Here is a 20,841-nt window from a genome sequence, read left to right as displayed (position 1 = left end):
AGCTTCGACTCGATCGCCCCCGTCCTGCCCGCTGCGGAGCCGATGGCTCCGGCCGTGCGCCTCTCGCACGTGTCCAAACGGTACGTCTCGGGTCCGATCGTGCTCGACGACGTCTCGCTGGACATCGCGCCCGGCGAGTTCGTCTGCCTGCTCGGCGCGAGCGGCTGCGGCAAGTCCACTCTGCTCAACCTCATCGCCGGGCTCGAGCCCGTCTCCGCCGGCACGCTCACCGTCCCGCCGGAAGGCGCCGCGGTGATGTTCCAGGATCCGGCCCTCATGCCATGGCTGAGCGCGCGCCGCAACGTCGAGCTCGCGCTGCGGCTGCGCGGCGTGCCGCGCGCCGAACGCCGCGCGGAGGCGTTGCGCCTGCTCGCGCTCGTGGACCTCGCCGATGCCGCGGACAAGCGTCCCCACGAGCTCTCCGGCGGGATGCGGCAGCGCGTGGCTCTGGCCCGCGCGCTCGCCCAGGACCGCCCGGTGCTGCTCATGGACGAGCCCTTCGCCGCGCTCGACGCGATCACCCGCGACCTGCTGCACGAGGTGCTGGAGAACGTGTGGCGCGAGACCGGCCGCACGATCGTGTTCGTCACCCACAACGTGCGGGAGGCCGCACGCCTCGGTCAGCGCGTCGTGCTGCTCGGCAGCCGCCCTGGCCGGATCGCCCGCGAATGGCGCGTGACCCGCGCCCAGGGCCGTCGCATCGAGTCGCCCGAGGTTTCGGCGCTCGCAGCCGAGATCACCGTGGAACTGCGGAAGGAGATCGGTCGCAATGCCGACTGAGAACGCCGTCCCGACCGCCCTGGAGTCGTCGAGCGAGGACGCCGCCGGCGACCTGGGCGAGACGCGAGCGCCGGCGGACCCGTCGGAGACCGCGTCTCGGCGCGCTCCGGCCGCGCCCGCTCCACGGCCCCACGGAGAGCTCGCCGGCCTCGATCGCCTGCAGACGGCCGAGATCCGATCCGGATCCCGTTCCCGCGAGCGCCTGCGCGCGATCCTCCCGCCCGTCGCTCTGCTGGTCGTGCTCGTGGCGGCCTGGCAGCTCTACATCGTGATCGCACGGCCGCGCCCGGACAAGGCGCCGAGTCCGCTGCAGGTGCTGGCCTCGTTCGGCGACGCCTGGCAGTCGGGGCGCCTGCAGGAGTCCGTGCTCACGAGCCTCGAACGCGGAGGGATCGGGTTCGTCGTCGCGATCGCGATCGGCACCCCGCTGGGACTGCTGCTCGCGGAGTGGAAGGGTCTGCGCCGCGCCGCGGGGCCGCTCATCTCCGGCCTGCAGGTGCTTCCGAGCGTGGCCTGGGTGCCGGCCGCGATCATCTGGTTCGGCCTCACCGACGCGACCGCGTACTTCGTGATCCTCATGGGCGCGGTGCCCTCGATCGTCAACGGCCTGCTCGCGGGCGTGGATCAGGTCCCCCCGCAGCTGCGCAGGGTCGGCGCGGTGCTCGGGGCGAATCGCTGGCAGGCGGCGACCGCGATCGTGCTGCCCGCCGCGCTGCCCGGCTATCTCGCGGGGCTCAAGCAGGGCTGGGCGTTCTCGTGGCGTTCGCTCATGGCCGCCGAGATCATCACGAGCGGCGGATCCCTCGGCTTCGGACTCGGGACCATGCTCAATCAGGCGCGCGACCTCGCGGACCTGCCCGGGGTGCTCGCCACGATCCTGCTCATCCTCGCGATCGGCATCCTCATCGAACTGGTGCTGTTCGCCCCCCTCGAACGCGCGGTGCTGCGACGCCGCGGACTGCAGAACGGAACCGGACGATGATCGCCCTGCCCTATGGATCCGTCACGCTCGTCGGTGCCGGCCCCGGCGATGCGGGCCTGCTCACGATCCGGGGTCTGCGCGCCCTCGAGCGTGCGGACGTGATCGTGGCCGATCGCCTCGGCGCCCGTCCGGTGCTCGATCAGCTCGCCGCGGAGGGCGTGCGCCTGAGCGCCGAGGTGATCGACGTCGGCAAGCTCCCCGGCCACCACCGGGTGCCGCAGGAGGAGATCAACGCGTTGCTCGTGCGTCACGCACGCGCGGGGCGCGAGGTCGTCCGCCTGAAAGGCGGGGATCCGTTCGTCCTGGGCCGCGGCCGCGAGGAGCAGCTGTACTGCGAGGCCGAGGGGATCGCCGTGTCCGTCGTCCCCGGGATCACCAGCGCGATCTCCGTTCCCGCCGTCGCGGGAATCCCGCTCACGCATCGCGGCGTCGCGACCGCGTTCACGGTCGCGAGCGCGCACGATCCGATCGACCGCCTGCCCGGAGGATCCGACCACACGGTCGTGCTGCTCATGGGCGTGGGCACCCTCGCGCACACCGCCGGCGTGCTCGCACACGCCGATCGCGGCGCGGACTGCCCCGTCGCGATCGTGGAGGACGGCTACGGCTCCGGCGAGCGCGTCACGATCGGGACGCTCGGCACGATCGCGACGCTCGCCGCCCTGCGCCAGGTGCGCAACCCCGCGGTCGTGGTGGTCGGCGACGTCGTGCGCCTGAGCCCGCACGCGGCCCGCGCCCCCCAGGGGTCGTGGAGCGAGGACGCCCCCGGCGACCGAGACGAAACGCCGCGCCCCTGGCCCGCCTCCCCGCGTCGCCTCCCGCAACCGTCCACCCTGCTCGCCGAGCGCCCCCGTGTGCCCGTCCGATCCGACCGAAGGAACCTTCTGCCGTGACCGCTCCCGCCCTCTCCCCCCTCCGCGTCGCGATCGTCGGCGCCGGTCCCGCCGGTATCTACGCCGGCAACATCCTCGCGAACGCGATCTCCGCCCGCGCCGAGGACGGAACGGGTGCACCGACGTCCGTCGAGATCGACCTGTTCGAATCGCTCCCCGCCCCCTACGGGCTCATCCGCTACGGGGTGGCGCCCGACCACCCGCGGATCAAGGGCATCGTGAACTCGCTGCACGAGATGCTCGATGCCCGGGGCGTCGACGCGGACCGTCGCACCATCCGTTTCCTCGGCAACGTCGAGATCGGCAGGGACGTCTCGGTCGACGAGCTTCACGAGCGCTATCACGCGGTGATCCTCGCGACGGGGGCGATCCGCGACGCCGCCCTCGACGTGCCCGGCGTCGACCTGCCCGGCTCGCACGGCGCCGCCGACTTCGTCTCCTGGTTCGACGGCCACCCCGACGTCCCGCGCACCTGGGCGCTGCAGGACGAACAGGTGGCGGTGATCGGCAACGGCAACGTGGCCCTCGACGTCGCGCGCATCCTCGCGAAGCTCCCGGAGGATCTGCGCCGCACCGAGGTCCCGGACACCGTGCTCGCGGGCCTGGAGGCGTCGGCGGTGACCGACGTGCACGTCTTCGGTCGTCGCGGACCCGCCGACATCAAGTTCACGCCGATCGAGCTGCGCGAGCTCGGCGAGGTCGCGGGCGTCGACATCCTCCTCGACGATGCCGACTTCGCCGGCGTGGATCCGGCCGCGGCGTCCACCAACCAGCTGAAGATCATGCTGCGCACGCTGAACGCCTGGCGCGACCGTCCGGAGAACCGCGGGGAGGACACGGGGGCGCAGCGCCGCCTGCACCTGCACTTCTGGCACGCGCCCGCGGAGATCGTCGGGTCCGACCGCGTCGAGAAGGTGCGCTTCGAGCGCACCGCGCCTGCCGGGGACGGCGGGGTCCGCGGCACCGGCACGTTCGTCGAGTATCCGATCACGGGGGTCTACCGCGCCGTCGGATACTTCGGCTCCCCCGTCGCCGGCGTGCCGTTCGACGAGCGTCGCGGCGTCGTGCCGAACGACGGCGGTCGGGTTGACGGCGCGCGGGGACTGTACGCGACGGGCTGGATCAAACGCGGCCCGGTGGGCCTCATCGGCCACACCAAGTCGGATGCGACGGAGACGATCGGTCGGCTCATCGCGGACCTCGACGCGGGGCTGCTCGTCGACCCCGCGGAGGACGCGGACATCGCCGACCTGCTCGCGGCGCGGGGCGTCGATGTCACGACGTGGGACGGCTGGCTGGCGCTCGATGCGCACGAGCGGGCGCTCGGCGAGTCGCATGTGCACACGCGGGAGCGGGTCAAGGTCGTTCCGCGCGAGGAACAGGTCGGCATCTCTCAGGGCGCGGTGCTGGCCCGGTGACGTACGTCATCGCACTGCCGTGCGTCGATGTGAAGGATCGTGCCTGCATCGACGAGTGTCCGGTGGACTGCATCTACGAGGGTGAGCGCTCGCTCTACATCCATCCGGACGAGTGCGTGGACTGCGGTGCCTGCGAGCCGGTGTGCCCGGTCGAGGCGATCTACTACGAGGACGATCTCCCGGAGGACTGGGCGGACTACTACAAGGCCAACGTCGAGTTCTTCGACGAGGTCGGCTCCCCGGGCGGTGCCGCGAAGGTCGGCGTGATCCACCACGACCACCCCATCATCGCCGCCCTCCCCCCGCAGGAGGCCGGGCATGAGTGAGTCGTCCTCCTCCCTCTCCCCGGGCGGCGCAGACGGGGCCGTGCACGACGTGCTGATCGTCGGCGGAGGACCCGCGGGGCTCTCCGCCGCGCTGAACCTCGCGCGATCGCTCGCGCACGTGCTCCTCGTCGACGCCGACCGGCCGCGCAACGCCGCCACGATCAACTCCCACGGCTTCCTCACCCGAGACGGGATCCCTCCGCAGGAGCTGCGCCGGCTCGCCCGCGCGGAGCTCGCCGGCTATCCCTCGGTGGACGTCCGCACACGGCAGCGCGTGCTCTCGCTGAGCCGGGACGAGGACGGTCTCTTCGCGGCCGCGGTGGGGCGGTCCTCCCCGGGAGAACGGATCAGGGCCCGCGCCGTGCTGCTGGCGACAGGGCTGCGCGAGACGCTGCCCGACGTGCCCGATCTGCGCGGGTTCTACGGCATGAGCCTGTTCAGCTGCGCGGCGTGCGACGGCTTCGAGCTGCGCGGCCGCCGCCTCGCCCTCTTCGGGCGGTCCGCAGACCTCGCCGACCGCGCCCGGCTCGTCGCGCGCTGGAGCCGGGATCTCACCGTCTTCACCCACGGCGCCGACGTGATCGACGCCGTGGAGGAGGCGGAGCTCGCCGCCCTGGGCCTGACCGTCGAGCGGCGCCCGATCGTGGCGCTGATCGGCGCGAAGGGGGTCCTGGAGGCCGCCGAGCTCTCCGACGGATCCCGGATCCCGCTCGACGGGGGCTTCGTGCGCCCGGACTGGTCGCTGGACCTGTCGTTCCTCGACGGGATCTCCCCCGCCCTCGACGGCGGCGGACACCTCGTGACCGACGGATCCGGCCGCACGAGCGAGCCGGGCCTCTACGCGGCAGGGGACGCGGCCGCTCCCGGTCCGCAGCAGCTCATCGTCGCCGCCGGCGCCGGGGCCCGCGCGGCCGCGATGATCGTGCACGACGGGCTGGGCGTCACGACCTCGCACTGACCGGCATCCCGATCCCGCGCCGGCCTCCCGCCCCGGCGCGCCGCTACCCGGCGTTCACCCCCACCCGCGAGACTGGCCCGCATGAGCGATGACGTCACCCCGGAGCCTCCTGCCGCCGCGAACAGCGGCGCCGTCGCGGTGGTCGGCCTCGACCTGCGGGGCGACCGGGAGGCACCGAAGCGGCAGATCTACGCCTGGGCGCTGTGGGACTGGGCTACGCAGCCCTTCCACTCGGTGATCCTCACGTTCATCTTCACCGCGCTCTACCTCACGACTGACGCCTTCCTGCCGCCGGCGATCGCGAAGCTCGGCGAGAAGGACCCGGCGTACATCGCCGGCATCGCCGACCTGACGAGCGGGCTGGGACTCGGCGCGACGATCGCCGGGCTCGGCATCCTGCTGCTCGCACCCGTGCTCGGCCAGCGCGCCGATGCCGCGGGGCGGCAGAAGCTGTGGCTCGGCATCGGTACGGGGGCGCTGATCCTGTGCATGCTGGGGCTGTGGTTCGTGCAGCCCGCGCCCGCGTACTTCTGGGTCGGCGTGGCCCTCGTGTCGGCGGGCACGGTGTTCAGCGAGATCGCGTCGGTCAACTCCAACGCGATGCTCGTCTCGATCGCGAGCCCGCGCAGCGTCGGACGCATCTCGGGCATCGGCTGGGGCTTCGGCTACCTCGGCGGCATCGTCGCGCTCGCGCTCGTGATCGTGTTCTACTCCGCGCACTGGTTCGGCCTGTCCACCGACGGCGGGCTGCCGTTCCGCCTCATCGCGGTCGGCTGCGCGGTCTGGGCGATCGTGTTCTCGATCCCGATCTTCCTCGCCGTGCCGGAGCCCTCGTCCGGCCGCCCGGAGCGCAAGGTCGGCTTCTTCGCCTCCTACGTGCTGCTCGTGAAGGACGTCGTCGGGCTTTACCGCGACGAGCACACGCGCACGACGTTCTGGTTCCTCGTCGCCAGCGCAGTGTTCCGCGACGGGCTGAGCGGGGTCTTCGCCTTCGGCGCGGTGATCGCGAAGACCGTGTTCCACTTCGACTTCTCCCATCTCGTGATCTTCGGCATCGCCGCCAACCTCATCGCGGGCGTCTCGACGATCCTGGCCGGGCGCCTCGACGACCGCTGGGGACCGAAGCGCGTGATCCTGCTCTCGCTCGCCTGCATGACGGTGGCCGGTGTCGCGGTCTTCGTCTTCGTCGACGGCGGGCAGCTCGTGTACTGGATCGGCGGACTGATCCTCTGCGCCTTCGTCGGCCCGGCGCAGTCGGCGGCGCGCTCGTTCCTCGCCCGGGTCACCCCGGCGGGCCGCGAGGGTGAGATCTTCGGCCTGTACGCGACCACCGGCCGCGCCGCGAGCTGGATCGCCGCGGGCGCATGGACCGTCATCATCTGGATGACCGGCGCGACGAAGTACGGGATCCTGGGGATCGTCGCGGTCGTCTTCGTCGGGCTGCTCCTTCTGCTGCCCGTGAAGGAGCGCCGTCAGCGGGTGCTCCTGCGCCGCTGAACCCGCGCGCTCGACGCGTGCCGGATCGTCGGCGCGCATCTCCGGACGGGATCAGCGCCAGTTGTCGGCGACTTTCGCGAGGAGGCGCCCGAACTCCGCCTGCTCCTCGGCGCTCAGCGCCTGCAGAGCGGTGCGCAGCGCCTCACGGCGCTGCCCGCGGAAGCCTCGACTCATCCGACGGCCCGCGTCGGTGAGTGCGATGAGGGTGCGCCGCGCGTCGTCCGGATCCGCATCGCGACGCAGCAGTCCCCGCTCGACCCCCTGCTGCACGAGCCGGGATGCGCGCGGCTGATCCACGCCGATCGCCTCCCCCAGGGCGCTCACGCTGAGCGCGCCGCCCGCGAGCGCCTCGAGCAGACGCAGGCGGGCCGGCGCCTCGCCCCCACCGCGCGGTCCGTCGCCCCAGGGCGTCCCGTGCGCGTGGGGTCCGCCGTGGCGCTCCCCGCGCTGCGCCCTGCCGTGGTCGTCGCCGTGCCCGCCCCTGCCACGGCCTCGAGGATCGTGGTCGTGCGGTCGCTGGCCGCGCCCCCGGAGGCGCGCGAGGGCCGCGAGGATCGCATCGAGGGGGTCGGGGTTCGCTGCGTTCTCGGGCACGATCCGATTTTACATGCGACTTGACATGGATACGTATTGCATGTCACACTGCATATACATGCACCATGACATCTAATGACATGGTCCGAACGAGAAGAGGAGTCTCTCCATGAACACCCAAGAATCGACATCACCGAACACACCCCGCCCGCTGGGCTTCTGGATCACCGCGGTCGACCGCCTCATGAAGGCGCGCTTCGCGACGGCCTTCGAGGATGAGGGCGTGACCCGCCGCGACTGGCGGATCCTCAACGCCCTCGACGGCTCCGTCCCGACCGATCACGCCCCGCGCGGCCCGAAGCTGCGCCGTCTTGCGGCCCTCGGCTGGATCAGCCGCTCCGCCGACGGCTGGACGCTGACCGACGAGGGTGCCGCCGCCAAGGCCCGCCTGGGATCCGCGGTCGACGAGATCCGCGCCGAGATCACCGGCACCCTGAGCGCCGACGAGTTCGCCGCGCTCACCGCATCGCTCGAGAAGATCGCGCGCGGTCTCGGCTGGAGCGAGGGCATGCGCCTTCCCCGTCGCGAACGCCGCGACGCGGGTGACCGTCGGCCGCACCGCGACCACGACGCCCCTTGCGGGCACGGCGGACCGCGCGGCCGCCACGGAGGACGCCACGGCTTCCCGCGGCCCGATCGCGACGGAGGCTTCCCCGGGTTCGCGCCCGAGGCACACGGATCCGACGACGGCGAGCACCCGTTCTCCCGCGAGGAGCGCGGACATCGACGCGGCCGCCCGGGTCGGGGCTTCGCGCACCGGGCCGCACCGCATATCCACGTGCACCTGCACGGTCGCCACGACGGCTGACCGGTGCGACGGCACCTCTCGGGCCCCTGACCGCGCTGCGGCAGGGGCCCGTTCCCGTCCTCGGCACGGGCCGCGGAATAGGCTTCCCGATGCCGTGGTTACCCCGATCGTGACCCTCCTCGCGGATTCTCGGCCGGCGTCTCCCGGCGAGGCGCCCGGCGCGCGCATCGGCGCGGTCGAGGATCACGGCGCGATCAACGCCCTCCTCGGCGCGATCGACGTGCGCCTGCGCCGCCAGGTGCGACTGTCGCCCGCGGCCGACGAGACCATCGCGCTCGACCGCGACGCGCTCTCCCTCGTCTACGTCATCGAGGGCTCCGTCGACCTCCGCTGCGGTGAGGTCGCGAAGACCCTGCACCGCGGCGACGCGATGCTCACCCCGGGCCGGCTCTCCACGGCGCTGAGGACCCCGCGCGGCACGAGGCTGCTCGTCTCCACGCTGACACTCGCCGAGAGCGCCCGGCACGTGGCCGCGGCCCTGCCGGACGTGGCGCTCGTGCGCGACTTCGCCGGTCACGAGCCCGCGGCGGCCATGCTCGCCGCGCAGTTGGGCGACGACCGCTCCGAGGGCGCCACGGCCCCCCTCCGGGACGGTGACGCGACCGTCTGCCGGATGATGGCCAACACGGTGCTCGTCTCGGTGCTCCGCGCCTGGGCGGCGCACGGCTGCGCACCGGCCGGCTGGCCCGCGCGCACCAACGACCCGTTCCTGGAGCGGGTGGTCGCCGCGATCCACGCCGCACCGGGCAACGACTGGAGCGTCGAGGGCCTAGCCAGTGTGGGCGCGATGTCGCGGACGGTCTTCGCCGAGCGCTTCCGGGAGGCGTTCGGCACCTCGCCCGCGAGCTATGTGACCGAGGTGCGGATGCAGGCGGCCCAGGAGCGCCTGGCCCTCGGCTGCCTCGTCAGCGAGATCTCCCGCGATCTCGGGTACAGCTCGGACGAGGGCTTCAGCCGCGCGTTCCGCCGCAGGACCGGCCAGACGCCGACGGCCTGGCGCCTGGCCCGCTCCTCCTGACCCGCACGCGGTCCCCCGCCGCCCGCGCGGAGGTCAGCCCCGGCTCAACCGGCTGGAGATCCCGAACAGCACGGCGCCGACCACGAGGATCACCGCTCCGATCACGTAGACCCGGTCGACGCCGATGGCATCGAGCAGCACCCCGCCCACCCCGGCGGCCGTCATGATCGCGGCCTGGAATCCCATCACGACCAGGCTCCCGCCTGCTTCGAGGCGGTCCGGCATGCGGTGTCCGATCCAGGTGTTCACGATGAGCAGCCACGAGGCGAAGAAGAAGCCCCAGACGAACGCGATGGCGCCGATCCCCCCCAGCGACCCGGTGAGCGCGTTCATGAGCAGCACGCTCGCCGCGATCACGACCGGGGTGATGACCGCGAGCATCCGGTAGTGGCGGTCGACGACGAACCCGATCACGATGTTGCCGAGGAACCCGCCCACCCCGAACAGTGCGAGCAGCACGATCACGGTGCCCCCGGTGATCGCGGTCCCGCCGTCGTGCACACGCTCCAGCGCCACGCGGATATAGGTGTAGGCGAGGAAATGCCCGAGCACCACGAGAACGTGCCCGATCAGGCCGATCCCGATCCCCCGGCGGCGGAACGTGTCGAACAGGGTCGACAGCCGGGCAGCACCCTCGGCCGGGACGCTGGGCAGCAGGATCCGCAGGGCCACGGCGAGGACCGCGCTGGCCGCCGCCGCGATCGCGAAGACGCCCCGCCAGTCGACGGCCTCGCTGAGCAGCACCCCCAGCGGGATCCCGGCGACGGTCGCGAGAGACGTGCCGGCCGAGGTGAACATCATCGCGCGACCGAGGCGTTGCGGTCCCGCGATCCGGGCCGCGACGGTGACCGACATCGACCAGAAGCCGGAGATCGCCCCGCCCAGCAGCACCCGCGCGACGAGCAGCAGGGGAAGGCTGGGGGCGAGCGCGACGATCACGTTCGAGACGGTCGCGGCGATCGCCATCCACACGAGCAGCGAGCGTCGGTCGAGCCGGGGCAGCAGGAGACCGATCGTGGGCGCCACGACGAGACCCGCGAGTGCCGTGACCGTGACCATCTGGCCCGCCTGGCCGGGGGTCACGCCGATCTCCGCGGCGATGTCGGTGAGCAGCCCGCCCGGCAGGAACTCCGCCGTCACGAGGAGGAAGGCGGTGGCCATCATCGCGAGCAGGGCTCCGTAGCGGAGCCGCTGCGGAGACGCCGAGATCTGCGGAACGGGTGCTGTCGTGGTCATGGATCCAGCTTCGTGCGGTCACGGCCCGCGCGCCCGACCGTGCGTCCGGGCGAACCGACAGTTCGTCCGGATCGCCCGGTCACGCGGACCGGGCGAGGAGGGTCGGGACGACGGCGAGAGCTGCGGCGAACGGCCACGCATGGCTCGTGACGAGCACGACGATCAGCACGATCGCGCCGATGAGCAGGGCGGCCAGCACGACCACCACGACGACGATCAGCCCGGTGTAGCCCCCGGATCCGCTCTCGGGTGCGAGCGGCGCGGCGACGCGCTCGGGAGGCAGGGCGGCGATCGGCTCCCTGGCCGCGCGGCGCGTGGCGGGCACCTCCGCGGACGGACGATTTTCCCCGGACGTACCGCCCTCGCCGGACGGATCCTCCCCGGACGGTTCCTCGCCGGAGGTGCGGTCTTCCGCCGACGGATCCTTCCCGGACGGATCCTCGCCGAACAGCGAAGGGTCGGGATCCGCGAGGATCGCGGCGAGCCCTGGCGTCTCCTCGGCGGGCGCGGCCTCCGCCGGCGTTTCGAGCAGCTCGGCGAGCGTCGCGCTCTCCTCGGCCGGCGCGATCTCCGGGTCCGCGAGGATGTCGGCCAGCCCCGCGCTCTCGACGGGCGCGGGGGCGAGCTCCGTGTCGCCGGCGGGAGGCGCGGCGGACGGATCCGGGACGACCGCCCCCATGGCGTCTTCCGGCGCCGGTCCCGGGGTGGAGCCGGCGCGCGGCGGATCCGTCTCGTCCACGATCTGGTCAGCCCCCGGTGGAGCCCGCGTCGGTCGTGCCGACGTCGGTGCGGTGGAAGTTCTGGAAGGAGCGCGAGGCTGTCGGCCCGCGCTGCCCCTGGTATCGGTTGCCGTACGGCCCCGATCCATAAGGGTTCTCGGCCGGGGAGCTGAGCTGGAAGAAGCACAGCTGACCGATCTTCATGCCGGGCCACAGCTTGATGGGCAGCGTGGCGACGTTCGCGAGCTCGAGGGTGACGTGACCCTGGAATCCCGGATCGATGAAGCCGGCGGTCGAGTGCGTGATGAGGCCGAGTCGACCCAGCGACGACTTGCCCTCGAGGCGGGCCGCGACATCGTCCGAGAGCGAGACCTGTTCGAACGTCGCCCCCAGCGCGAACTCGCCCGGATGCAGGATGAACGGCTCGTCCGGAGCGACCTCGATGAGGCGGGTCAGCTCGGGCTGATCGACCGCCGGATCGATGGACGGGTACTTGTGGTTGTCGAACAGCCGGAAGTATCGGTCCAACCGCACGTCGATGCTGGACGGCTGGATCATGGCCGGGTCGAGCGGATCCAGACCGATCCTGCCCGCATCGAGCCCGGCTCTGATGTCTCGGTCACTGAGCAGCACGCCTTCAGCGTAGTCGGTGCCGGTGCGCCGCTGCGCCCTCCACCGCCGCGCTCCCGTACCGCACCGCACCGCACCGCACCGAGCACGAGGGACCACCGCCGACACGAGTTTCCCTCCCCCTGCCGTCTTTCCCTCCTCGCACCCACGTCGCCCAGGGGAGGGAAAGACATTCAGGGGAGGGAAAGACAGCGAGGAGACGGAGAGAGGGAAGACGGCACCCCGCCCCCCCACCGCAGCACCAACCCGCACCGCACCGCACCGCACCGCACCGCGGCCTACCGAGCACCACCGCCGACACGGGTTTCCCTCCTCCCACCGTCTTTCCCTCCCCGCACCCACGTCCCCCAGAGGCGGGAAAGACATTCAGGGGAGGGAAAGACATTCAGAGGAGAGCTGGAGAGGGAAGACGGCGCACCCCACAGCAGCACCACCCGCACCGCACCACCCGCACCGCAGCCCAACCCACCGCAGCCCACCGCACCGCACCAAGGAACGCCCCCGACACGGGTTTCCCTCCCCCCTGCCGTCTTTCCCTCCTCGCACCCACGTCGCCCAGGGGAGGGAAAGACATTCAGGGGAGGGAAAGACAGCGAGGAGACGGAGAGAGGGAAGACGGCGCGGGGAGGGAAAGAGGGAAACAGGCAAAGGCACGAAGGAACGAGCAGGCACGAGCAGGCACGAAAGGAAGCCAAGGACGAAACGGCGCAAGTCCGCCGCGCGGGAGCGCCGGGCTCCGAATCAGGCGCCGCGGGAGCGCAGGGCTCCGGATCAGGCGTCGCGGGAGCGCAGCACGATCCAGGAGCCCAGCAGCCCCGCCACAACCCAGAGCACCAGGGTGAGCCAGGCGACCCCGGCACTGAGGGCGGCCTGGTCGGACGGAAGGATCGCGTTCTGCGCGGCGGACAGCGGGAGGTACGCGGCCGCCTTGGAGACCCACTCCCAGCTCTTGCCGCCCAGGGCGAAGAGCGTCGAGACGATCGGCAGGACGAACAGCAGTCCGACGGTCGCGGCGATCGCGCCGGCGCCCGAGCGGACGAGGAAGCCGAACGAGAGGCCGATCAACGCGCACACGGCCATCGTCGCGGCGGCGGCGAGAAGCGGCAGGATGACGGCGTCGGGCGTGGACCAGTCCATCGGCATGCCCTTTCCGCCGAGGATCGCGGAGGCGATCACCGCCGCGATCAGGAAGATCACGAGCGACGCGAGGAAGAGGAACAGCGCGACGACGATCGCCTTCGAGGCGAGGACGCGCCCGCGCAGAGGGTCGGCCGTGAGCGTCGAGCGGATCATGCCCGTCGAGTACTCGCCCGTGACCGCGATCGCGCCGAGGATGCCCGCCAGGAGGGCGGTGAACTGGATCGGCATCACGACGGTCATGACGCCGTTGAAGCCCGCCTGCTGGCCGGGGATCGAGCTGGAGATGAGCGCGGCGATGCCGATCGTCAAGGCGGCGGTGATCGCGATCGACCACCAGGTGGAGCGCAGCGTGGTGAGCTTGATCGCCTCTCCGCGCAGCGTGCGCGCGAGGGTCAGCCGGTGCCGGTCTGCGGGCACGTGCGTGGAACGGGTGGACGGGGCGGCGACGGTCATGCCGGAACCTCCTGCAGCGGGGCGCCGGCCTCTGGCACGGCACGGGTACGGTATTCCACGGCCTCGCCCGTGAGGGCGAGGTAGGCGTCCTCGAGCGATCCGCTCGTGGGAGTGAGCTCGTGCAGCGGGATCTGCCGCTCGGCGGCGAGGTCGCCGATGCGCCAAGACTCGATCCCGGCGATGTCGAGCGTGTCCGCGGACGGGGCGACCACCTCGATCCCGGATCCGGCGCCCCCACTCGTGAGCAGCGCGGCGAGCTCCGCGGCACGGGGCGTGCGCACGTGCACGCGCGCCGTGGTCCAAGCGCGGACGAGCTCGGGCAGCGGCGCGTCGGCGAGCACCCGTCCGCGGCCGAGCACGATGACATGGTCGGCCGTCTGCGCCATCTCGCTCATCAGGTGACTGGACAGCAGCACCGTGCGGCCCTCCGAGGCCACATGGCGCACGAACTGGCGCACCCAGCGCACGCCCTCCGGATCCAGCCCGTTGACCGGCTCGTCCAGGATGAGCGTGTGCGGATCGCCGAGCAGCGCCGCGGCGATGCCGAGCCGCTGCCCCATGCCGAGCGAGAACTTGCCGGCGCGCTTGCGGGCGACGGATCCGATCCCCGCGATCTCGATGACCTCGTCGACGCGCTTCGACGGCAGGCCGTGGGTCGCGGCGAGCGCGCGCAGGTGGTTGCGGGCGGTGCGCCCCGTGTGCACCGCCTTGGCGTCGAGCAGCACGCCGACCTCGGTGAGCGGCGCGCGCAGGCGTCGGTACTCCTGCCCGTTCACCGTGACGCGACCGGCGCTCGGCCGGTCCAGCCCCACGATCATGCGCATCGTCGTCGATTTGCCGGCGCCGTTCGGTCCCAGGAAGCCGGTGACGGTCCCGGGCCGGACGGTGAACGACACGTCGTCCACCGCGGCCTTGTCCCCGTACCGTTTGCTGAGTCCCTCTGCAGTGATCATGGCCCCGACGTTACGGATCGCGGGGGGCGTGCGCATCCGCCCACAGGATGATCCGCACGAGACGGAAGTCTCATCCCCGGGGGCGCGGGATCCGCCGCGGGCGGGGCGGAGGGGCCGGCGCGCGGGCGCTCACTACGATGAGGTCATGCCCCGCCGCATCCCCGATCGCGCCCCCAACCAGGCCGATGTGGCGCGCCTCGCCGGGGTGTCCACGCAGACGGTCTCGCGGGTGATGTCGGGGCAGCAGCACGTGCGCTCGGAGACCGAGCGCCGGGTGCGCGCCGCGGTGGACGAGCTCGGGTATCGCGTGCACGGCGCCGCCGCCTCGCTCGCCTCCGGCCGGACGCGCGTGCTGGGGGTGATCGTCGTCTCCACCACCCAGTACTCGTCGAGCGCGATCGGGGTGGGGATCGAGACCGTCGCGGCGGAACGGGGCTACACCGTGACGACGGCCGCCGTCTCCAACCACTCGACCGCGGCCGCGTTCGCCGCGGCGTTCGACCGGTTGGAGCGCCAGGGGGCCGAGGGGATCGTGCTGGTCGCTCCCGTCGACTTCGAGGATCCGGGGATGGTCGCCCGCATGCGGCGCACGCCGACCGTGCAGATCGAACGCGGCGTCGGCGAGGACGAGAGCGCCGCCCAGGAGCAGACGCTCGTCGCCCGGCTCGCGACCACCCACCTGCTCGATCTCGGCCATGCGACGGTCTGGCACGTGTCCGGCGACGACGACTGGCTCGAATCGCGTCGCCGCCGCGAGTCCTGGGCGGCGACGCTGCAGGAGCGCGGGATCCTTCCCCCTCCGGTCATCCCCGGCGACTGGACCCCGGAGTCGGGCTACCGGGCGGGCAGGACGCTCGCCGCGATCCCCGAGGTCACGGCCGTCTTCGTGTCGAGCGACGAGATGGCGTTCGGGGTGATCCGGGCGCTGCACGAGGCCGGCAGGAACGTGCCGGATCGGGTGTCGGTCGTGAGCGTCGACGACATCCCGCTCGCCGCCTACGCCTCGCCCGCGCTGACGACCGTGCGGCAGCCGTTCGTCGAGCGCGGTCGCTCCGCCGCCCTGCGCGTGATCGGGCTCATCGAGGGCGCGGACCTCGGGGTCGCGCATGACGTCGCGCCGACGCTCGTGGTGCGCGCATCCACCGCGCGCCCTCCCGTGCGCTGAGCGATCGGGCGCCGAGACCCCGACCGGCCCCGACCGCTCGGCGACCTCTTCGCGGACGCCGCCCGCGCACGAGAGAGGGGGCGGATCCGATCTGCGGATCCGCCCCCTTGCTTCCCTGATCGTCCTACTGGATCGACCAGGTCTGCACCGCGGTGGACGTGGTCGCCTGCTGGGTCAGGCCCGTTCCGTCCGCGTTCGTGGCGGCCGTGAGCAGAAGACCGCTCTTGACCGAGGTGAGCGTGTACCCGCCGCCGGACTGCGCCGTCGCCGTCCAGCGCTGGTTGGTCCCGCCCGTGCACGTCCACTGGATGATCCGCGCACCCGCCGCGGTCGATCCGCCGTCGACGTCCGCGCAGAGGCCCGACTCGCCGTTCGTGAGGGTGTAGGAGCCGTCGCTCTGCACGGCGAACTGCCACTTCTGGTTGGCGCCGGTGTTGCTCGTCCAGACCACGAGCTGGGTGCCGTTGGCCGTGCTGTGGTTGGGGTCGTCGACCGATCGTCCGCCCGCGCTGATGGTGCGAGTCCCGGCGAGCGGGGCCGCAGAGCCGACGGCGGTGAGCGTCAAGCGCTGCTCGTCCGCGGTGCGTCCCGCGCCGACCGCGCTTCCGCTCGCATCCGTCCAGGCGCGCACCGGAGTGGTCTCGGCAGCGCGCCCGCTCACACCGGACAGCGCGATCACGAGTCCGCTGTAGCGGTTGACGAGACGGAGCGTGCCGTCGGCCGCGTTGTCGGCCGCGGAGCGGTTCTGCACGACCCACCACTGCTGGCCCGCGGTGGGGGTGGTCGCGCTCGTCGCGCTCAGCGCCGCACCCCACGCACGCCCGGCGTTCGAGGTGGACGAGACGCCGAGCAGAGCCCCGGTGGTCGTGTTGGTCACCGTGTAGGCGCCGTCGCCGGTGGCCGCGAAGCGCCACGTCGCGCGGCCGTTGTCCGCGCTCGCCGACGTCACGGAGGAGTCGCTCGCCGACTGCACGAGGACCCGTCCCGATGCGCCGATCCGGTACGTCTTGGAGACGTCGACGGGAGCTGCCGCCGCGCCGCCGACCGACGCGTTCACATACTCTCCGGATTTGCCGCCCGAGCAACCGAAGGAGCAGTACATCCGGAAGTCCTTGCCGACGATGCCGGATCCGGTCTTGCTGACCGGATCGAGGAACCAGCGGTACCAGGAGGCCGTGTGATAGGAGCCCGTGTCTCCGAGCAGGGTCCACTTCTGCGTCGTCAGATCGTCGGTCGCGTACAGCTGCTGGGGCGCGTTGCCGCTCTGGTCGACCGCCTGCGGCTCGCCGATCCAGAGGCCGAGGTAGGCGTTCCAGGCGACGTCCATGACGAAGAGGGGCGAGGTCGGCGGCGTGGTGCCCGCGGCGACCTGCTGGGCCGCGGTTCCGGTGTTCGACGGTGAATACTCGGCCGTCGTCGGCGTGTAGCCGGTCGTGCTCGAGGAGGAGAGCGGGACCATATTGCTCTCCTTGCCGCCGACGCCGGGCTGCGACCACTGGCCGCCGTACCACTTCTGCCAGCTTCCCGGGGCGAGCTTGGAGGAGATCGGCGCACGGGCGACGTGCTCGTGGAACGCGACCCAGCCGCCGTTCTTGTCCACGACCCGGGACCCATAGAAGGCGTAGAAGTACCCCGACGCCGCATCGACGACGAGGCGCGGATCCCCGTCGCCGTAGTAGTACGTCTGCTGCGGGAAGTCGGTGGTGCTGCCGCGCGACGTTCCGAACGGCGAGGTGATGATCCGGTCTTGGATCGTCCAGGTCTCGCCCTGATCCGTGGACACCGCGCGGTCGATGCCGTCGAAGTGCAGCCCGTCGCCGTAGGGCTGCGGCGTGAATTCGTTGTGCACGAGCCCGTACCAGTTGCCGGTGTCGGGATCGACCCAGACGCCCGCGAGGTCGCAGAAGTTCCGCTGCGAATAGCTGGCCGTGCTGGGCGCCGAGGTGGAGATCACGCCGGTCGGGCTGTTATTGCAGCGCCAGGTCGTGTCTTTGTTGGAGTCGTTCGCGTTCGACGGATTCACGGAGTTGGTGAGCGACGAGGAGAGCGTCGCCGTGTCCATGTTCGATCCCGTGAAGAAGGACCAGGTGCGCCCCTGCGTGGATCCATAGAGCGAATGCGCCTGCTGGAAGTAGTAGGTGCCGTCCTTGTCGATGTAGCCGGCCGCCGGGGTGTCGTCCGGCGTGTTCCACGTTCCCGTACTGCCGACCGTCACCGTGTAGCTGCCGGTGACGGCCGCACCCGCAGGGGCCGCCGCGAGCGAGGCCGCCAGAACGGCCGCGCCGGCTGCGGCGACGAGCGCCGTGCGTGATCTCGAGGTCATGTCTTTCTCCACTCGTCTTCGAATGTTTGCGCAAACGCCTTGCCTTAGATTGTGATACAGGCCGGGTTCGCACGTCAATGTTTGCGACAACATTCGTTTCGCACGGTGCCGCAGCGGGCAAAGACGGCCCTGCGGCGGGGACGTCGCCATCGAGGCCGCGCACGTTTGTTATGCTGGCCAGGCGCCGCTCGGCGCACGGGGCTGTAGTTCAATGGCAGAACTTCTGCTTCCCAAGCAGACAGCGCGGGTTCGATTCCCGTCAGCCCCTCCACACGTGAGTTCCACAGCTATCCCGGACATCCTGGAGCTACTCCAGACTGAAGCTCCCGCCGGGATGCCGTCGATCGGCCAGGTGTCCGCCGGTTCGGGGCGGCTTCCGGCCTGACCCTGATGGCGTCAGTCCTACAAGCTCACCCTTCGAGAGGCCCCGCCACTCGCCCGGGCTGCTGTCGACATGCTTCGAGACGCAGACGTGACCCCCTCGGTGGCGACGCCGCGAGCGGGGCAAGAACTCGGACCGGGGTCTGGGGAGGACTCTGGGCATGGTCGAGGACAACAAGAGCCAAGGCCCAGAATCGATGAGGTTCCGCAGCCCTGGGCCTCTTGCTGTTACTTGCTCAATGCGTGGTTGATGATCGCGGCGCTTATGATGCCCACGATCACATTTGGCACACACATGATCAACCATGCAAGGAACAGCGGCTGATCGCGTTGTTGAGGTTCAACGCGAAGCTGTTCCATGTCGCGGATCAGAGCCCTTCCATCGACCCTTCGAAGCCGAGCGTCGTGCCCTCGGCGGGGTGCGCGATCGGATCGTCGTCCGGCTCCGCCTCGATGGCTTCGTCGTCGAACGGCGCCGTGACCTCGTCGTCGAGAGGCTCCTCCGCGATCGGTTCCTCGTCGCGTCCCATATCGTCCTCCTCGATCGTTCCGGCGTGCATCGTGCTGCCTCCGCAGGCTACGTCCGACGGGATCCGTTCGGCAAGGCGCACCGCGCGATCCGATCGCCCTCCCCCTCCCGCGCTGCTCAGGGGATCAGCAGCACCTTGCCGCGATGCCCCCGGTCGTCGAGGCTCGCCACCGCGGCGTCCGCCTCGGCGAGCGGGAACCGCGCGGAGATCAACGGGCGCACCGATCCCGCCTCGACGAGCGGCCAGGCGCGCTCGCGCACGTCGCCCACGATCCCGGCCTTGTCGTCCCGGGATCGGCCACGCAGGCCCTGAGCGAAGACGGTGCCCCGTCGCGCCATCAGCGCTCCGATGTCCAGCTCGCCCCTGGACCCTCCCTGCATGCCGATGATCGACAGGCGCCCGTCCAGAGCGAGGGCCTGCACGTTGCGGTCGAGGTATACGGCGCCCATGACGTCGAGGATCACGTCGGCGCCGCCCGCATCGCGCACCACGGCGACGAAGTCCTGATCGTGATAGTCGATGAGGATCTCCGCGCCGAGCTCGGCGCAGAGCGCGAGCTTCTCCGCGGACCCCGCCGTCACCGCGACCCGCGACCCGAGCGCGCGGGCGAGCTGGATCCCGATCGTGCCGATCCCACTGGATCCGCCGTGGATCAGCAGCAGCTCTCCGCGTTCGAGGCGCCCGGTCAGGAACACGTTCGACCAGACAGTGCACACCGCCTCCGGGAGCCCCGCGGCATCGACGAGGTCCATCGACTCCGGTACCGGCAGGAGCTGGGTCGCGGGAACCGCCACGCGCTCCGCATACCCGCCGCCGGCGAGCAGAGCGCAGACCCGATCGCCCACCCGCACGCCCTCGACGCCGGCACCGAGCGCGATCACGCGACCGCTCACCTCCAACCCGGGCACGTCCGAGGCGCCGGGAGGGGGCGGGTAGTTGCCGGCCCGCTGCAGGAGGTCGGCGCGGTTGACCCCGGCGGCCGCGACCTCCACGACCACCTCGCCGGGACCGGCCACCGGATCCGGCCTGATCTCCTCGACCAGCCGGCCGTCCTGGATCGCGATCGCTCTCATGAACCGAGCCTACGTCGGCCCTCCCTGCGACGGCTCGGCGCGCTCGTCAACCCCCTCGCCGCGGAGGACCGCCCGTGAGAGCCTTCGGATCAGCCGCACGACGAGGAGAGACCATGACCGACGCACCAGGCACCGCCGCACCGCAGGACGACCGGCAGGACGACGACGGCATGCCCGCCGACGAGGAACTGACCCGCCCGAGCACCGAGAAGGAGCCCGGAGAGGAGCCGAAGGCGGCCCGCCCGCACGATCCGGAGCCGAGCCACGAGGCGACGGGGATCGGCGTCGTCCCCGCGGAGCCGGTCGAACCCGCGGGACGAGAAGCGGCCGCGGAGGGCACCGCCACCGACTCCGCGGAGGGCACCGACTGACCGACGTCAGCGCCCGAGGGTAGCGTGGCCGCATGCCGTCCCGCCCCACCGTCACGCTCCGCGCCCGCACCGACGCCGACCTCGACACGCTGTTCGCCCTCGCGTCCGACCTGGACTCCTGGGAGCAGCGCAGCCCCCGCCGCCCCGCACCGATGGCGAAGGAGCCCTGGCTGGCACGCATCCGCGAACGGGAGGCCGATCCGAACGGCGGCATCGCCTTCGTGATCGACGTCGACGGCGCCCCCGTCGGCACGATCAACCTCTTCGACATCGACGACTTCGCCCACCACGGAGAGGTCGGGATCGCGCTGATCGCGTCGGCCCGGGGGCAGGGGGTCGGCACGGAGGCGATGCGGCAGATCGTGGAGTTCGCCTTCGTCCGCGCGAACCTGCGACGCGTGCACCTCGAAGTGCTCGGATCGAACGCGGCCGCGATCCGCTCCTACGAGAAGGCGGGGTTCGTGGTCGAGGGACGCCAGCGCGCGCACGCCTGGTCGCGCGGCGGCTACGAGGACGTCGTGCGGATGGGCCTGCTCCGCGACGAGTGGTCGGCGCGACGGGACGTCGAGCGCCCCGCGGGCGCGTGAACGCGC

21 protein-coding genes and 1 tRNA gene are annotated in these 20,841 nt (G+C 71.8%); 13 read left to right on the top strand and 9 right to left on the bottom strand.

The window, feature by feature from the left end; genetic code table 11:
- Positions 1-42 precede the first annotated feature (42 nt).
- From Q0P88_RS05585 to Q0P88_RS05555, 7 genes are all read left to right on the top strand, one after another.
- Positions 43-780: an ABC transporter ATP-binding protein gene (locus tag Q0P88_RS05585; protein WP_295011990.1), complete on the top strand. Its 738-nt coding sequence runs from the start codon at positions 43-45 to the stop codon at positions 778-780.
- The gene (locus Q0P88_RS05580) at positions 770-1,762 is read left to right on the top strand and encodes an ABC transporter permease (RefSeq protein ID WP_295011939.1); all 993 of its coding nucleotides are present in this window, start codon (positions 770-772) and stop codon (positions 1,760-1,762) included. The genes Q0P88_RS05585 and Q0P88_RS05580 overlap by 11 nt, the downstream gene beginning before the upstream one ends.
- Positions 1,759-2,655, top strand: coding sequence for a uroporphyrinogen-III C-methyltransferase (cobA, locus tag Q0P88_RS05575; RefSeq protein WP_363316499.1), 897 nt, complete (start codon positions 1,759-1,761; stop codon positions 2,653-2,655). The genes Q0P88_RS05580 and cobA overlap by 4 nt, the downstream gene beginning before the upstream one ends.
- Positions 2,652-4,073: an FAD-dependent oxidoreductase gene (locus Q0P88_RS05570; RefSeq protein WP_295011937.1), complete on the top strand. Its 1,422-nt coding sequence runs from the start codon at positions 2,652-2,654 to the stop codon at positions 4,071-4,073. Before cobA ends, Q0P88_RS05570 begins: the two co-directional genes overlap by 4 nt.
- The gene (gene fdxA / locus Q0P88_RS05565; protein ID WP_295011935.1) at positions 4,070-4,399 is read left to right on the top strand and encodes a ferredoxin; all 330 of its coding nucleotides are present in this window, start codon (positions 4,070-4,072) and stop codon (positions 4,397-4,399) included. Before Q0P88_RS05570 ends, fdxA begins: the two co-directional genes overlap by 4 nt.
- Positions 4,392-5,357: an NAD(P)/FAD-dependent oxidoreductase gene (locus tag Q0P88_RS05560; RefSeq protein WP_295011933.1), complete on the top strand. Its 966-nt coding sequence runs from the start codon at positions 4,392-4,394 to the stop codon at positions 5,355-5,357. Before fdxA ends, Q0P88_RS05560 begins: the two co-directional genes overlap by 8 nt.
- An 81-nt stretch (positions 5,358-5,438) precedes the next feature.
- Positions 5,439-6,854, top strand: a complete 1,416-nt coding sequence (locus tag Q0P88_RS05555; protein WP_295011931.1) for an MFS transporter — start codon at positions 5,439-5,441, stop codon at positions 6,852-6,854.
- A gap of 51 nt (positions 6,855-6,905) precedes the next feature.
- Here the strand turns inward: Q0P88_RS05555 and Q0P88_RS05550 are convergent, their stop codons facing one another.
- A complete protein-coding gene (locus tag Q0P88_RS05550) occupies positions 6,906-7,448 on the bottom strand; it encodes a MarR family winged helix-turn-helix transcriptional regulator (RefSeq protein WP_295011930.1) in 543 nt (180 codons plus the stop codon).
- A 109-nt stretch (positions 7,449-7,557) separates the two neighbouring features.
- On the opposite strand from Q0P88_RS05550, the gene Q0P88_RS05545 reads away from it, so the two are divergent.
- The gene (locus Q0P88_RS05545; protein ID WP_295011928.1) at positions 7,558-8,256 is read left to right on the top strand and encodes a MarR family winged helix-turn-helix transcriptional regulator; all 699 of its coding nucleotides are present in this window, start codon (positions 7,558-7,560) and stop codon (positions 8,254-8,256) included.
- Between the two features lie 94 nt (positions 8,257-8,350).
- Positions 8,351-9,274: a helix-turn-helix transcriptional regulator gene (locus Q0P88_RS05540; RefSeq protein WP_295011926.1), complete on the top strand. Its 924-nt coding sequence runs from the start codon at positions 8,351-8,353 to the stop codon at positions 9,272-9,274.
- A gap of 33 nt (positions 9,275-9,307) precedes the next feature.
- On the opposite strand, the gene Q0P88_RS05535 is transcribed toward Q0P88_RS05540, so the two are convergent.
- The 5 genes from Q0P88_RS05535 to Q0P88_RS05515 form a co-directional block, all read right to left on the bottom strand.
- Entirely contained in the window at positions 9,308-10,510 is a 1,203-nt protein-coding gene (locus Q0P88_RS05535) for an MFS transporter (protein ID WP_295011924.1), read from the bottom strand.
- Positions 10,511-10,589: 79 nt separating this feature from the next.
- A complete protein-coding gene (locus Q0P88_RS05530; RefSeq protein ID WP_295011923.1) occupies positions 10,590-11,189 on the bottom strand; it encodes a hypothetical protein in 600 nt (199 codons plus the stop codon).
- A gap of 67 nt (positions 11,190-11,256) precedes the next feature.
- Positions 11,257-11,862, bottom strand: a complete 606-nt coding sequence (gene dcd, locus Q0P88_RS05525; RefSeq protein ID WP_295011920.1) for a dCTP deaminase — start codon at positions 11,860-11,862, stop codon at positions 11,257-11,259.
- Between the two features lie 768 nt (positions 11,863-12,630).
- The gene (locus Q0P88_RS05520; protein WP_295011918.1) at positions 12,631-13,452 is read right to left on the bottom strand and encodes an ABC transporter permease; all 822 of its coding nucleotides are present in this window, start codon (positions 13,450-13,452) and stop codon (positions 12,631-12,633) included.
- A complete protein-coding gene (locus Q0P88_RS05515; RefSeq protein ID WP_295011916.1) occupies positions 13,449-14,405 on the bottom strand; it encodes an ABC transporter ATP-binding protein in 957 nt (318 codons plus the stop codon). The genes Q0P88_RS05520 and Q0P88_RS05515 overlap by 4 nt, the downstream gene beginning before the upstream one ends.
- 145 nt (positions 14,406-14,550) lie before the next feature.
- Here Q0P88_RS05515 and Q0P88_RS05510 point away from each other — a divergent pair, with 145 nt between their 5' ends.
- Positions 14,551-15,570, top strand: a complete 1,020-nt coding sequence (locus Q0P88_RS05510; protein WP_295011914.1) for a LacI family DNA-binding transcriptional regulator — start codon at positions 14,551-14,553, stop codon at positions 15,568-15,570.
- A 124-nt stretch (positions 15,571-15,694) separates the two neighbouring features.
- Here Q0P88_RS05510 and Q0P88_RS05505 read toward each other — a convergent pair whose 3' ends face one another.
- Positions 15,695-17,893 carry an RICIN domain-containing protein gene (locus Q0P88_RS05505; protein ID WP_295011912.1) on the bottom strand — a complete coding sequence of 733 codons (2,199 nt, stop codon included), beginning with the start codon at positions 17,891-17,893 and terminating at the stop codon, positions 15,695-15,697.
- 197 nt (positions 17,894-18,090) lie between these two features.
- Between Q0P88_RS05505 and Q0P88_RS05500 the strand changes: the two genes are divergently transcribed.
- A tRNA-Gly gene (locus Q0P88_RS05500) sits at positions 18,091-18,164 on the top strand.
- A gap of 478 nt (positions 18,165-18,642) precedes the next feature.
- On the opposite strand, the gene Q0P88_RS05495 is transcribed toward Q0P88_RS05500, so the two are convergent.
- Both Q0P88_RS05495 and Q0P88_RS05490 read right to left on the bottom strand, forming a co-directional pair.
- Positions 18,643-18,804 (bottom strand): hypothetical protein, encoded by a 162-nt coding sequence (locus Q0P88_RS05495; RefSeq protein ID WP_295011910.1) that lies wholly within the window; start codon positions 18,802-18,804, stop codon positions 18,643-18,645.
- A gap of 116 nt (positions 18,805-18,920) precedes the next feature.
- Complete coding sequence (locus Q0P88_RS05490) at positions 18,921-19,877, bottom strand: NAD(P)H-quinone oxidoreductase (protein WP_295011908.1); 957 nt, start codon at positions 19,875-19,877, stop codon at positions 18,921-18,923.
- Positions 19,878-19,990: 113 nt separating this feature from the next.
- Here Q0P88_RS05490 and Q0P88_RS05485 point away from each other — a divergent pair, with 113 nt between their 5' ends.
- On the top strand, positions 19,991-20,248 hold the full coding sequence (locus tag Q0P88_RS05485; protein WP_295011906.1) for a hypothetical protein: 258 nt from the start codon (positions 19,991-19,993) through the stop codon (positions 20,246-20,248).
- A gap of 32 nt (positions 20,249-20,280) precedes the next feature.
- Entirely contained in the window at positions 20,281-20,835 is a 555-nt protein-coding gene (locus Q0P88_RS05480) for a GNAT family N-acetyltransferase (protein ID WP_295011904.1), read from the top strand.
- Positions 20,836-20,841 lie beyond the last annotated feature (6 nt).

Origin of the sequence: uncultured Microbacterium sp. (assembly GCF_945952435.1) — a bacterium.
Classification (GTDB): Bacteria; Actinomycetota; Actinomycetes; order Actinomycetales; family Microbacteriaceae; genus Microbacterium.
The sequence above is the reverse complement of the archived record's forward strand: the minus strand, read 5'-3'. Positions and strand labels throughout refer to the sequence as shown.